Genomic DNA, 13,209 nt, shown 5'->3' on the forward strand with positions numbered 1-13,209 from the left:
AGTGGTCGATCTGACTAATCACAGTTGAATTTGTAGACAGGAAGTGGTCATTTTGCAGGAACTCGATGCGACAGACCGTAGGATCATCGCCGCACTCGATGAGGATCCCCGCGTCCCCATCATGGTCCTTGCCCAGAAACTTCACCTGGCGCGCGGCACGGTCCAGTCGCGGCTGGAGCGGATGATGGCATCGGGCGCATTGCGCGCCAACAGCAGCCGCGTGCTGCCCTCGGCACTTGGCCGGGGTGTGGCCGCCGCTGTCAGCGCCGAACTCGATCAAAGCCACCTCAACGAAGCCATCGCGGCGCTACGGGAGATCCCTGAGGTACTCGAATGCCATGCACCCGCGGGCGATACCGACCTCATCATCAGGGTGGTTGCCAAGAGCCCGGATGACCTCTACCGCGTCTCGGAGGAAATCAGGCTCTGCCCGGGAATCGTGCGTACGTCCACCAGCATGTTCCTACGCGAAGTGATTCCCTACCGGACAACCGGGCTGCTGAAGGAGTAGCGCTCAGACCGGCGGTCCGATGTTGGTCTTCAGGTTCTTCATCACCAACGTTGAAGTGAGTCGCTCAACCGCCGGGAGGGCTGCGAGTTCGTCGTCATAGAAGCGTTGATAGGCAGGGAGGTCTGCCGCAATGACCTTCAACAAGTAGTCCGGCGAGCCGAACAGCCGCTGCGCCTCCACAATGTTGGGGCTTGCCGTCACGCGCTCCTCAAACTCCGCCATGATGGTGCGCTCCACCTGCCGGAGCGTGACGAACACAATTGCCTCGAATCCGAGCCCCACCGCTGCTGGATCGACGTCCGCGCGATACCCGCGGATAACTCCCGAAGCCTCCAGATCCCGGAGCCGGCGATGGCACGGAGCAACCGTCAATCCCACCTTCGATGCCAAGGCAGTGGCGGTCATTCGGCCATCCTCTTGAAGGTGGCGCAAAATACTTCTGTCAATGTGGTCAATCACGCAATGATCTTACCCGGATTGAAGGTTTTGGGGATAAATCAGGGAACACTTATCGGGCGATTTTCCCTAGAGTTTTCCTACCACTAACCCTCTGGAGAGATCGTGAACCCACAGCTGTTCCTCGCCTTCATGCTCGTCGCAGTCTCATTGGCCTGCACCCCCGGCGTCGACTGGGCTTACTCGATCTCGGCTGGACTTCGCCAGCGCAGCTTCGTGCCCGCTGTCGCCGGGTTATGCAGCGGATACGTGATTCACACCGTGCTCATGACGGCAGGTCTGGCAGCCCTGCTGGCGGGAGTGCCAGGCCTGCTGGGGTGGCTCACGGTTGCCGGCGCCGCGTACCTGTTGTGGCTTGGCTTCGGGACCATCCGTTCCTGGCGAGGGGCCAGCTTTAGTGCGGAAGGCGCCGTCGTGCAGTCCGGAAACCAGCTCCGCACGTTCTTCCAAGGCATGGGCACCAGCGGCATCAACCCCAAAGGCCTGCTGTTCTTTGTGGCGCTGGTGCCGCAATTCGTCAGCCCGGAAGCCGCACTGCCTGTTCCTGTTCAGTCCGGGTTGCTGGGATTAACATTCGTGATCCTCGCGGGCCTGGTGTACACCGGGGTCGCACTGACCTCGCGGAAGCTGCTCGCTTCACGTCCAGGCGCAGCACGCGTGGTGACGCTGGCAAGCGGGATCATCATGATCGGGCTGGGAGCAGTGCTGTTGACGGAGCAACTCCTTCCCATCGTGGTGCGGGGCGCGTAGCAGGGGCCGGCCCCGGAACCCGCTGGAACCTAGGCGGCCAGTACCTCATCGAGTCGCTCGTACCCTTCGATTACGCCGTAATTCATACCTGTGGCGAGGGCCATGTCACGCGCTTCCACCGATGGGTAGACCTCGTGGACGACGATCCTGGTGCGACCGTCAATTTCCTCGAACCTGGTGGTGCTGATGCCCACTTGGCCAGGAGCACCGTCGAATTCGAAGGTCATGATGATCAGCTCGTCGGTGTCCACGGTGTGGAAGACCCCGCGGAATCCGTACATCGCGTTTTCGTGGCCACTTTCATAGTGCCAGCTGCCGCCCGTGGTGGCGTTGTATTCGGTGACGTTCAGTATCGCGTCCCGCGGACCAAGCCACTTGGCCAGGAGATCCGGGTCCACGTGGGCCTTGAATACCGCGCTGACTGGCGCATCGAATTCTCGGACAGTATCGACGAACGGAACGCCGTCATCAGCAGTGATTGCTGTTGGATTGCTCATTTCAATTCCTCTTCATCTTGTTGTTGTGACCTCTGGAGGACCCCGGGGCCGGACTCGACCAGGAGTTCGTCGAGCAGCCGGAAGCGACGCTCGGCGGTCAGTCGATATTGGTCTATCCACGCCGTCAGCTCTTCGAGGGCAGCTGCATCCAGGTGCACGGGCCTGCGTTGGGCATCACGGGACCGGGTCACCAGCCCTGCGTGCTCCAGGACCTGGATGTGTTTTGAGACGGCCTGCTTGGTGATCGCGAAGGGCTCCGCCAATTCGTTGACCGTTGCGTCTCCCCGGGACAGACGGGCAACGATTCCCCGCCTGACGGGATCAGCAAGGGCCATGAAGGCCTTGTCCAGAGCGTCTGGATCCATAACCCTGCGCGACCTTTCTTTGTCAACCAAATGCTTTATCAATCACTTGGTTGATTACAAGACTACGCTTGCATCAGGGCGTGCACAATGCCTTATTCCCCGCTTAGCTGCCTAAAGTCGTTCTCCCACAAACGGCGCATCTCGGCGTCCTTGCGGATCACTTCCAAGGCCTCCAGCTCTGCCGGAGGGGCGGGGCGCTTGGACCGGGGAGTCAAGGTCCGGCGGCCCTGGTCCAACGCCAGAAGGGCGCGGTCCGTGAGGGCGTCATTGCGCAAGGCCAGGCTGGTCTTCCTGCGCCGAAGGACCTCCTTCAGCGCCGCCTGGGCCGATTCAAAGTCGCCACGCGCCCGTTGCGATCGAGCCCGGATCAGGAGCAATGCCGCCGAGAGATCATCCGTATTCAACAGCCCCTCCGTACACATCACCACATCCCGGTGCCGGCCCAGAGCAAACGCTGCGGTGCAGCGCGCCAGGGCTGAAGGCAACGACGGCGGCAAACCCACCACAGCTTCCAACGCCGACTCGATCATTCCCATCTCCCGAAGGCAATGGGCCAACGCTAGGAACACAGACTCCTCGCTGAACAAAACCGGGACTTCAATGCGTTCGGCCACCTCAACCCGGGTGACCACCTGCCCAAGGTAGAGAGCCGAGAACTGGCTCGCGTCGTCGTCGATCCTTGTTGTTAAGCCGCGCCGCAGCAACTCCGACGCCCGCAGATAGCCGCCGTGTTTGTACGCCAACAGGCCCGCCATCACGTAACACAAGCCCGCCCACCCCGGGTAGACGCGACCCAGGGAGATCAGCCGGTCAGGCTCAGTAGAGGTGAAAACGGCCTCGTGCATTGCTTTGGCCTGCTTGGTGGACAGGCGCTTCAAACGGGGAACATCGCCCAGCACGGAAAGGCGGGCAGGATCCCGGCCAGTCAGGACTCCGGACAACACTTCACCCACGCCGTCAGCCAATCCACGGACGGTCGTGCGCACATATCCTTCGCGGAAGGGAGTGAGATCCCGGGTGTCATGGAAGATTGATTGGAAATCGCCGTTGGGAGCCTGGCTCATGAACCCATGCTAACTGCCACCTGACTGGCCATTCCCCTGCAATTGGAGGCATTTCAGGAGTATTATGGCGGCGTCGGCAAGGTTTTCCGACACCCTTGCCGCGGGACGGCTCTCCATGAGAAGAGCCGTGTAACTGCGTGAAAGGGAGGACTTCATGACCACCGCTTCGCACCCCACCGAACACCATCATGCGATGGGGTTGACTCTTCACAACACCGCCATGGGCGTTGGCATTGTATTTCTGCTCGTGGGTGTCCTGGGCTTCATCCCGGGTATCACCACCAACTACGGCGCCATGACCTTCGCGGGACATGAATCCGGCGCCATGCTGCTTGGTGTGTTCCAAGTATCCATTCTCCACAACATCGTCCATCTGCTGTTTGGCGTAGCCGGTTTGGCCATGGCCAGGACAGCACGCATGGCTCGCCTCTTCCTCATTGGCGGCGGCGCCGTATATCTCGTTCTGTGGATCTACGGCCTGATCATCAACCAGGAAACGGGCGCCAACTTTGTTCCGTTCAACACCGCTGACAACTGGCTGCACTTTGTTCTTGGCGTAGCCATGATCGGTCTGGGTGCTTGGCTGGGCAGGGATGTCATGGACGAGACAACGGCGGCACGGCGGAGGATGTAACGTCGCGGACGTCGGTTCAACGAACGACGGCGGTCGGACCCTTCGTGGGGACGGTCGCCGTTCTTTTTTGTCTCCGCCGAGATGGCATTTAATGCCAATCCTTGGCTCTGGGATTGGCATTAAATGCCATCTCGGCGGGGCTCAGCGCGGGGCGCGGCCACCAAGCCGCGTGGTGACCTTGGCGGCGGCATCGGCACAAGCTTCGCCGAGGCTCGTAAGCGTGTCCTGGGAGACGCGGAACTTTGGCGCGGGGATGAGCACGGACGCCACAATGTTTCCCCTGTGGTCATAGACGGGCGAGGCCACGCCCACTTCCTCGATGGACGTTTCGCCAAAGTTCACCGTCCAGCCGCGCTTCGTGGAGTCCTCCAACCGCTGCAGATACGCCTCCACTGCTTCCTCATCGAAGCCCGGAAGGCTGACCGCACCGCTCCGGAGTAGATTACGGACGCGATCTTTGTCCTCCGCGGCCAGGAAGACCTGAACAGAGGAGCTGAGTGCCTCGTTGTAACGTACTCCCAACGGGGCTAGATGCTTGACCTGGTGTCGGCTGGGGATCTGCTCAACGCTCATGGATTCGGTGCCGTTCCAGACCATGAGCGCGCTGGTCTCCCCGGTGCGCTCGGTCAGTTCGCGTAGTACCGGATACGCCACGCGCCGCTCTTCGAGTTCCGCCAGGAGTGGGCCCGCCATGGCGATCATTCCCAGCCCCAAGCGGAACCTGCGCGAATCGACGTCGCGCTCCACCAAGTGCTCCTGCTCCAGCGTAGCCAGGATGCGGGAAACTGTGCTCTTGTGCAGGCCAATGCGCCCTGCGATTTCAGTGACCCCCAACAGCGGCTCTTCGGCACTGAAACTCCGCAGGACCGCGATGGCATTGACAATGACCGAGGTACCTTTGGCTTCGCCGTTGCCTGAAACGTCGCTGGATTCCGTGGGAGTCATGGGTTCACTATATTTGGCTGAAGCTCGCGGACAGGGACAGGGTTCGGCCGGTGGACGCCGTGCACTGCGTCCACCGGCCGGATCACCTAGGCTCCGATGATGTTGTACTCGGGGCCGAACGGGAACTTGGTGATGTTCTCCGCTCCGTCTTCACCCACCACCAGGATGTCGTGCTCGCGGTAACCGCCGGCACCCGGCTGGCCGTCCAACACCGTAATCATCGGCTCCATGGAAACCACCATGCCCGGTTCCAGCACCGTATCGATGTCTTCACGAAGTTCAAGGCCTGCTTCGCGTCCGTAGTAGTGGCTCAAGACGCCGAACGAGTGGCCGTAGCCGAACGTGCGGTTGGCCAGGAGCCCGTGACCGATGTAGATCTCGTTGAGCTCGGCGGCGATGTCCTTGCAGACCGCGCCGGGCTTGATGAGTTCCAGGCCCCTCTTGTGGACCTCCACGTTGATGTTCCACAGTTCCAGTGAGCGGGCGTCCGGTTCGCCATAGAACAGGGTGCGTTCCAGTGCCGTGTAGTAGCCGCTTGTCATAGGGAAGCAGTTCAGGGACAGGATGTCGTGTTCCTGGATCTTCCGTGTAGTTGCCCAGTTGTGCGCGCCGTCGGTGTTGATACCGGACTGGAACCAGACCCACGTGTCACGGATTTCGGAGTCCGGGAACGTGCGGGCGATCTCGTGGACCATGGCTTCGGTGCCGATCAGGGCAACCTCGTACTCGGTGATTCCCGCCGTGATGGCGCTGCGGATGGCCTCTCCACCGAGGTCGCCGATGCGGGCGCCATGCTTGATGACTGCGATTTCTTCGTCCGACTTGATCATGCGCTGGCGCATCGCAGCCTGGGCAACATCCACCAGCGTTGCTCCGGAGAATGCGGCCTGGATCTTGTTGCGGTTATCCAGCGGCAGGGAGTCATCCTCGACGCCGATGCGGCGCGGGTTGATGCCGCGGGTGCGCAGGACTTCCTGGATGGCGTGGATGTAGTTGTCCCGGCGCCAGTCCGTGTACACGAGGTTGTCGCCGTAGCTGCGGCGCCAAGGCATACCGGCGTCGATATTTGCCGTAATGGTGACGGTGTCATCCTTGGTGACCACCATGCCGTAGGAACGGCCGAAATAGGTGAAGAGGAAATCGGAGTAGTACTTGATGGAGTGGTAGCTGGTAAGGATGACGGCGTCGAGGTCTTTCTCGGCCATGATGTTGCGAAGTCCGGCGAGGCGACGCTCGAACTCTGCATCGGAGAAGGTCAGGGAAACCTTCTCGCCGTTGTTGAGGACCTTGAGTCGATCGAGCTTGGCCACATCGTTGATGGCCTCGTTCTCGGTGATGGTCATGGTGTTCCTTTCAATGGGTTGGTTGGTTTCAGTCCTGCTGCAGTGGCTTCTTGGAAGTTTCGGCGGCGAACAGGACTGCGATGAGGGAAACAAGGGCGGCAGCCACGAGGTACCAGCCGGGGGCCAGTTGATTGTGGGTCATGCCGATGAGGAGCGTTGCCATGAACGGCGCAGTGCCGCCGAACAAGGCGTTGGAGAGGTTGAAGCTGACAGCGAACCCTGTGTAGCGGACCTTCGTCGGGAAGAGTTCGGCCAGGAAGCTCGGCAGGGTGCCGTCGTTGAGGGTGAGCATTCCGCCCAGCAGGATCTGGACCAGCACGATCACCAGGAAGTTGCGAGTATCCAGGAGCATGAACGCCGGGACCGTCAGCACCACGAACAGTACAGACGCCGTGATGAGCATGCGCTTGCGGCCGAACTTGTCCGACGCGATGCCGGTCAGGAAGATGAAGCCGATGTAACTTGCCAGGGCGATGGTGGTGGCAAGGAACGATTCCGCCGCTCCGAAGCCCAGTTCCACAGACAGGTATGTCGGCATGTAGCTGAGGATCACGTAGAAGCCGACCGCGTTCAGCAGCACTGCGCCCGTGGCGATGATGAGCTGCTTGCGGTAGGTCTTGAACATCGCCAGGGCCGGAGCCTTGACAGGGGTCTCCTTCTCGGACAGTTCACGGAACGCAGGGGTGTCCTCGAGCTTGGTGCGGATGTACCTGCCGATCAAGCCCATGGGCGCCGCCAACAGGAACGGCAGCCGCCAGCCCCATTCGTTCAGCTGTTCCGGCGTCAGGACTGAACTCAGCAAGGCGGCCAGCAAGGAGCCCAGCAGGAGACCCGCTGCGGTACTGGCAGGCACGACGGCGGCATAGAGTCCGCGACGATTCGACGGCGCATACTCCACCAGGAAGGCGGACGCGCCGGCGTACTCCCCTGCAGCGGAGAAACCTTGGACCACCCTTACGAGCAACAGCAGGATCGGCGCCATCACGCCGATAGTGGCGTACCCGGGGATCAGGGCGATGCAGAACGTGGCCACCGACATCAGGACGATCGAGAGCGACAACGCCTGCTTCCGGCCCAGCCTGTCTCCGATGTGGCCCCAGATGAATCCACCAAGCGGCCTTACGAAGAAGCTGACGGCAAAGACACCGAAGGTCGCGAGAAGGGCTGTCTGCCGGTCCGACTCGGGGAAGAAGACGGTCGAGATGATGCCGGCCAGGTATCCGTAGACGGCGTAGTCGAACCACTCTACGAAGTTGCCGATGAAGCTTGCAGTGACTACGCGTCGGCGCGTGTCCTTGCTGACTGTGTGATTGGGGCCGGCTTCGGGAGAAGTGCCGAGTCCACCATTGGACTGATCTCCCGGAACGGCTGCCACAGAGGAAAGTTCATTACTCATGTGTCCACCAAGAATATTTGGGGTTGCATTAGAAGCAACGCTGTTGCACCAGACTACGTGTGGGCCGCGTCACGGTCAAGAGTGTTTTCAAAAGTCGTATTGGGGTTTGTTGAGCGTTCCGGGTATGTTCCACGCTCGCGTGCCTGAATGAGCGGTTGTTGCAGCTGAAGCGACTGAGTTGCACCAGTAGCCCCACCCCCCGGATGTTCTCTCACATCCAGCGGCCCTATTCGGGACGCTCTCTCACATCCAACGGCCCTTTTCCGGACGTTCTCTCACATCCAACGGCCCTTTTCCGGACGTTCTCTCACATCCAACGGCCCACTTCGCGACGCTCTCTCACATCCAACGGCCCTTTTCGGGACGCTCTCTCACATCCAACGGCCCATTGCGGGACGTTCTCTCACTTTCATAAAGAAAGCCCGACGTCAGACACCCACGGTGAGGAGCGGAGTTCTGGCTCGCGGTACTGACTGTGATCAAGAACCGGGGCGTGGAGGACGTGTGCATCACTGTCTGCGACGGCCTCAAAGGCCTGCCGGAAGCGATCAACACCGTTTGGCCCTTGGCTGTGGTCCATACCTGCATCGTGCATCTGGTGCGGAACACTTTCCGATACGCCTCAAGGAGGACTGGACCGAAATGGCCCGGACCTCCGCCCGGTTTACACGGCGCCGTCCGAGCCCGCGGCCAAGGAACGCCCTGGAGAGTTCACCGGTAAATGGGGCAAGCAGTATCCGGCGATCATCCGGTTGTGGGAGAACGCGTGGAGCGAGTTCGCCCCCTTCCTGGACTACGACGTGGAGATCTGTCGCGTCATCTGCAGCACGAACGCATCGAATCCTCAACGCCTGCTATCGTCGCGCAGTCAGGGCCCGCGGACACTTCCCGACCATCCCGGCGGCCGTTAAATGCCTCTACCCGGCCACCCGCGCACTGGATCCCACCGGGAGGAGCAGAGCACGACGGATTGCACGATGAAAACCGGCCCTGAACGCCTTTGCCATCGGACACTCCCACGGTGAGTGCCGACGTCGGGCTTTAGCGCGTGACAGCGAGTCAGATGCCGCCGAAGGATTTGAGGGAACCTCGGCCAAAAGGCCGTTGGATGTGAGGGAACCTCGGCCAAAAGACCGTCGGACGTGAGGGAACCTCGGCCAAAAGACCGTCGGACGTGAGAGAGCATCGGCCAAAAGACCGTTGGATGTGAGAGAACATCCGCGAAAAGACCGTTGGATGTGAGAGAGCATCGGCCAAAAGACCGTCGGACGTGAGAGAACATCCGCCAAAAGACCGTGGGACGTGAGAGAACATCCGCCAAAAGACCGTCGGACGTGAGAGAACGTCCGCGGAAAGACGGCAGGATGTGAGAGAACATCCGCCAAAAGACCGTTGGACGTGAGAGAACGTGCCGGCGGCGGAGCCGGTGGGGCTCTAGAGGACCTTGCGGATCGTCTCTTCGAAGCTGACCACGTGGTGCAGGGCCAGTTCGGCGGCGCGGTCTTCGTCGCCATCGGCGATGGCTGTCAGCAATTCCGCATGCTCGGAGATGTGGCCCGAGACGGAGGGCATCCGTTCCAGCATGTAGCACCAGATGCGGGTAGCCAGGTTGTCATACCGGATCAGGACGTCTTCCAGGTGTGAGTTCGCGGAGGCCTTGTAGATCAGGCGGTGAACCTGGATGTCGTAGCGCATGAGTTCCTGGGAGGAATTGTCCTGGCCTTCAAGATCGCGAATTGCACCAGCGACAGCGCGGAGTTCTGAACGCATTGAAGGGCTGGCCATGCGGGCGGCTTTCCTGGAGGCGAGTGGCTCCAGCAGCTCGCGGATCTCGGAGACTTCAGCGAGCTGGGTGATGTCCACGCCCGTGGCAAACGTCCCACGCCGCGGGTAGGAGACCACCAGGTGGTCGCTTTCGAGACGCTTGATGGCTTCGCGGACGGGTGTGCGCCCAATGCCGAGCTCGGCAGCAATCTGGCCGTCGTTGATGGGGTCGCCGGGCTTGATGTCCAGCATGATGAGCCTGTCGCGCAGGAGCAGGTAGGCGTTCTCCGCCAGGGACGAACCCTGTGGAGCTGATTCCAGTGCTTCCAATGCTGCGCTCATTGCTCTCTCCCGTTGTCGCCAATCCAGTTTGGGTGGATTGCCGCAGACCTGTTGACGACCTTGTGATCTTCAACATACTATGGCAATAGTTCTAATATATCAGTTGCCTAACAGTCGGCCACTAGACAAGCTTTTGAAGGAGAACACCATGGTTGAACCGCTGATCCGCCCGCTCGCACAGGCGGACCCGGAGGTCGATCAGGCGATCGCCCTGGAACTCATCCGCCAGCAGTCCACGCTGGAAATGATCGCCTCTGAGAACTTCGCCCCCACGGCCGTCATGGAAGCACAGGGCTCGGTCCTTACCAACAAGTACGCCGAGGGTTACCCGGGCAAGCGCTACTACGGCGGCTGCGAACACGTTGATGTGATCGAACAGCTGGCCATCGACCGCCTGAAGTCCCTGTTCGGCGCAGAATTCGCCAACGTCCAGCCCCACTCCGGCGCCCAGGCAAACGCCTCCGCAATGCACGCACTGATCACCCCTGGCGACACCATCATGGGCCTGAACCTCGCCCACGGCGGCCACCTGACGCACGGCATGCGCATCAACTTCTCCGGCAAGCTGTACAAGGTTGTCCCGTATGGCGTCCAGGAGGACACACACACCATCGACATGGCCGAGGTGGAGCGCCTCGCCCTGGAAAACAAGCCGCAACTGATCGTGGCCGGCTGGTCGGCATACTCCCGCCACCTGGACTTCGCAGAGTTCCGCCGCATCGCGGACCTCGTGGGCGCCTACCTGATGGTGGACATGGCCCACTTCGCGGGTCTCGTCGCAGCTGGACTGCACCCGAGCCCGGTCCCGCACGCCCACATTGTCACCAGCACCACCCACAAGACCCTGGGCGGTCCCCGCGGTGGCGTCATCCTGACGAACGACGCCGACATCGCCAAGAAGGTTAACTCCGCAGTCTTCCCCGGACAGCAGGGTGGCCCGCTGGAGCACGTCATCGCAGCCAAGGCCGTAGCGTTCAAGATGGCTGCCGAGCCGGAGTTCAAGGAACGCCAGGTCCGTGTGCTTGAGGGTTCCAAGATCCTTGCCGAGCGCCTCCTCCAGGACGACGTGGCCGCAGCCGGCATTTCCGTGGTCAGCGGTGGGACCGACGTCCACCTGGTACTCGCCGATCTCCGCCACTCCGTCCTTAATGGCCAGCAGGCCGAGGACACGCTGCACCGCATCGGCATCACGGTCAACCGCAACGCCGTCCCCTTCGACCCCCGCCCGCCGATGGTTTCCTCGGGCCTGCGCATCGGCACCCCCGCCCTCGCAGCCCGCGGCTTCGGCGCCGAGGACTTCACCGAAGTCTCGGACATCATTGCGACGGCGTTGATCGCCGCAGCGAACAGCGGCACCAACGGCGAGGGAACCGAAGCAGGCACCGATGGTGACGTCACCCTTGACGATGCGACCGCCGTCGAACTCCGCCGCCGCGTGAGCGCGCTGGCCGCCAAGTTCCCGCTTTACCCACACCTCAGCAACGGCAAGGACGCCGCAGCTGAACTCGAAGAAATGATTGGAGCAGCCCAGTGAGCGCGGACCACCTCCCCGAACACCCCGACTTCCTCTGGCGCAACCCGGAACCGAAATCCTCGTACGACGCCGTTATTGTCGGCGGCGGCGGGCACGGCCTGGCAACGGCCTACTTCCTGGCCAAGAACCACGGCATGACCAACATCGCCATCCTTGAAAAGGGCTGGCTGGCCGGTGGCAACATGGCCCGCAACACCACCATCATCCGGTCCAACTACCTCTGGGACGAGAGCGCTGCGATTTACGAGCACGCCCTCAAGCTGTGGGAAATCCTGCCGGAAGAGCTGGAGTATGACTTCCTGTTCAGCCAGCGCGGCGTGATGAACCTGGCCCACACCCTGGGCGATGTCCGCGAAAGCATGCGCCGCGTGGGCGCCAACCGCCTCAATGGTGTGGACGCCGAGTGGCTGGAGCCTGACCAGGTCAAGGAACTCTGCCCCATCCTGAACACCAGCGACAACATCCGTTACCCCGTCATGGGCGCTACCTACCAGCCGCGTGCCGGCATCGCCAAGCACGACCACGTGGCCTGGGCCTTCGCCCGCAAGTGCGATGAACTCGGCGTGGACATCATCCAGAACTGCGAAGTCACCGGCTTCATCAAGGACGGAAACCGGGTTACGGGCGTCAAGACAACCCGTGGCACCATCAACACCGAAAAGGTAGGCCTCTGCGCCGCAGGCCACAGCTCGGTCCTTGCCGAGATGGCCGGGTTCCGCCTCCCGATCCAGTCCCACCCGCTTCAGGCGCTCGTGTCTGAACTGCACGAGCCGGTCCACCCCACGGTGGTCATGTCCAACCACGTCCACGTGTATGTGTCCCAGGCACACAAGGGTGAACTGGTGATGGGCGCTGGCGTGGACTCCTACAACGGCTACGGCCAGCGCGGATCGTTCCACGTGATCGAGGAGCAGATGGCAGCCGCCGTGGAGCTCTTCCCGATCTTCGCCCGGGCCCACGTGCTCCGGACCTGGGGCGGCATCGTGGACACCACACTGGACGCCTCGCCCATTGTTGGGCTCACCCCGGTGGAGAACATGTTCGTCAACTGTGGTTGGGGAACGGGTGGCTTCAAGGGCACTCCTGCGGCTGGCCTGACCTTCGCGCACACCATCGCAACCGGCGCCCCGCACAAGCTCAACAAGCCCTTCGCCCTGGAACGCTTCGAAACCGGAGCGCTCATCGACGAACACGGCGCCGCAGCCGTGGCCCACTAGTAAGGACGGGAAAAGACATGCTTCTCATTTCATGCCCCAACTGCGGGCCACGCGACGAAACCGAATTCCACTACGGCGGCCAGGCACACGTTGCCTACCCGGAGAACCCGAACGAACTCACCGACCGCGAGTGGGCTGAGTACCTGTTCTACCGCGAGAACACCAAGGGTGCATTCGCCGAACGCTGGGTCCACAGCACAGGCTGCCGCCAGTGGTTCAACATGCTGCGGGACACCGTGACTTACGACATCCACTCCATCTACGCGATGGGCCAGCCCCGCCCGGATACAACCGGCGAGTACGGCCAGGCCGGCGGAGCAGGCCTCGCCCCCGGCGCCCCCACCACCCCGACGGCCGCTGCCGCCCCCACCTCCTCGGAAGGAGTCTAGAA

The 13,209-nt window shown here is 61.8% G+C and carries 14 protein-coding genes and 1 pseudogene; 7 read left to right on the forward strand and 8 right to left on the reverse strand.

Going from position 1 to position 13,209, the window contains the following annotated elements; translation table 11 throughout:
- The first annotated feature begins 52 nt into the window (after positions 1–52).
- The gene (locus AC6I99_RS20265; protein ID WP_497946921.1) at positions 53–511 is read left to right on the forward strand and encodes an Lrp/AsnC family transcriptional regulator; all 459 of its coding nucleotides are present in this window, start codon (positions 53–55) and stop codon (positions 509–511) included.
- A gap of 3 nt (positions 512–514) precedes the next feature.
- Here the strand turns inward: AC6I99_RS20265 and AC6I99_RS20270 are convergent, their stop codons facing one another.
- Complete coding sequence (locus AC6I99_RS20270) at positions 515–970, reverse strand: Lrp/AsnC family transcriptional regulator (RefSeq protein ID WP_224165640.1); 456 nt, start codon at positions 968–970, stop codon at positions 515–517.
- A 102-nt stretch (positions 971–1,072) separates the two neighbouring features.
- Here AC6I99_RS20270 and AC6I99_RS20275 point away from each other — a divergent pair, with 102 nt between their 5' ends.
- Positions 1,073–1,717, forward strand: a complete 645-nt coding sequence (locus AC6I99_RS20275; RefSeq protein ID WP_497944171.1) for a LysE family translocator — start codon at positions 1,073–1,075, stop codon at positions 1,715–1,717.
- Positions 1,718–1,746: 29 nt separating this feature from the next.
- On the opposite strand, the gene AC6I99_RS20280 is transcribed toward AC6I99_RS20275, so the two are convergent.
- From AC6I99_RS20280 to AC6I99_RS20290, 3 genes are all read right to left on the reverse strand, one after another.
- Positions 1,747–2,214: an SRPBCC family protein gene (locus AC6I99_RS20280; protein WP_497944170.1), complete on the reverse strand. Its 468-nt coding sequence runs from the start codon at positions 2,212–2,214 to the stop codon at positions 1,747–1,749.
- Positions 2,211–2,579 (reverse strand): ArsR/SmtB family transcription factor, encoded by a 369-nt coding sequence (locus tag AC6I99_RS20285; RefSeq protein WP_497944169.1) that lies wholly within the window; start codon positions 2,577–2,579, stop codon positions 2,211–2,213. The genes AC6I99_RS20280 and AC6I99_RS20285 overlap by 4 nt, the downstream gene beginning before the upstream one ends.
- 92 nt (positions 2,580–2,671) lie before the next feature.
- A complete protein-coding gene (locus tag AC6I99_RS20290) occupies positions 2,672–3,643 on the reverse strand; it encodes a hypothetical protein (protein WP_224093453.1) in 972 nt (323 codons plus the stop codon).
- A gap of 154 nt (positions 3,644–3,797) precedes the next feature.
- Here AC6I99_RS20290 and AC6I99_RS20295 point away from each other — a divergent pair, with 154 nt between their 5' ends.
- Positions 3,798–4,277, forward strand: coding sequence for a DUF4383 domain-containing protein (locus AC6I99_RS20295; protein WP_224093452.1), 480 nt, complete (start codon positions 3,798–3,800; stop codon positions 4,275–4,277).
- 141 nt (positions 4,278–4,418) lie between these two features.
- On the opposite strand, the gene AC6I99_RS20300 is transcribed toward AC6I99_RS20295, so the two are convergent.
- From AC6I99_RS20300 to AC6I99_RS20310, 3 genes are all read right to left on the reverse strand, one after another.
- Positions 4,419–5,222: an IclR family transcriptional regulator gene (locus tag AC6I99_RS20300; RefSeq protein ID WP_497944168.1), complete on the reverse strand. Its 804-nt coding sequence runs from the start codon at positions 5,220–5,222 to the stop codon at positions 4,419–4,421.
- A gap of 86 nt (positions 5,223–5,308) precedes the next feature.
- Entirely contained in the window at positions 5,309–6,565 is a 1,257-nt protein-coding gene (locus AC6I99_RS20305) for an aminopeptidase P family protein (RefSeq protein ID WP_309928104.1), read from the reverse strand.
- A 28-nt stretch (positions 6,566–6,593) separates the two neighbouring features.
- The gene (locus tag AC6I99_RS20310; protein ID WP_224165645.1) at positions 6,594–7,961 is read right to left on the reverse strand and encodes an MFS transporter; all 1,368 of its coding nucleotides are present in this window, start codon (positions 7,959–7,961) and stop codon (positions 6,594–6,596) included.
- 445 nt (positions 7,962–8,406) lie between these two features.
- Between AC6I99_RS20310 and AC6I99_RS20315 the strand changes: the two are divergent.
- Positions 8,407–8,942: pseudogene (locus tag AC6I99_RS20315) on the forward strand (transposase); the annotation flags it as partial.
- Between the two features lie 453 nt (positions 8,943–9,395).
- Here the strand turns inward: AC6I99_RS20315 and AC6I99_RS20320 are convergent.
- Positions 9,396–10,067, reverse strand: a complete 672-nt coding sequence (locus AC6I99_RS20320) for a GntR family transcriptional regulator (RefSeq protein ID WP_497944167.1) — start codon at positions 10,065–10,067, stop codon at positions 9,396–9,398.
- A gap of 148 nt (positions 10,068–10,215) precedes the next feature.
- On the opposite strand from AC6I99_RS20320, the gene glyA reads away from it, so the two are divergent.
- Genes glyA through AC6I99_RS20335 form a run of 3 tightly spaced genes read left to right on the forward strand, consistent with a single transcriptional unit; the run spans position 10,216 to position 13,207 of the window.
- Positions 10,216–11,601, forward strand: coding sequence for a serine hydroxymethyltransferase (gene glyA, locus AC6I99_RS20325; RefSeq protein WP_497944166.1), 1,386 nt, complete (start codon positions 10,216–10,218; stop codon positions 11,599–11,601).
- Positions 11,598–12,818: a sarcosine oxidase subunit beta family protein gene (locus tag AC6I99_RS20330; RefSeq protein WP_224093436.1), complete on the forward strand. Its 1,221-nt coding sequence runs from the start codon at positions 11,598–11,600 to the stop codon at positions 12,816–12,818. The genes glyA and AC6I99_RS20330 overlap by 4 nt, the downstream gene beginning before the upstream one ends.
- Positions 12,819–12,835: 17 nt before the next feature.
- A complete protein-coding gene (locus tag AC6I99_RS20335) occupies positions 12,836–13,207 on the forward strand; it encodes a sarcosine oxidase subunit delta (RefSeq protein ID WP_497944165.1) in 372 nt (123 codons plus the stop codon).
- Positions 13,208–13,209: the final 2 nt, after the last annotated feature.

The sequence above is a fragment of the Arthrobacter sp. TmtSoilC77 genome (genome assembly GCF_059739415.1).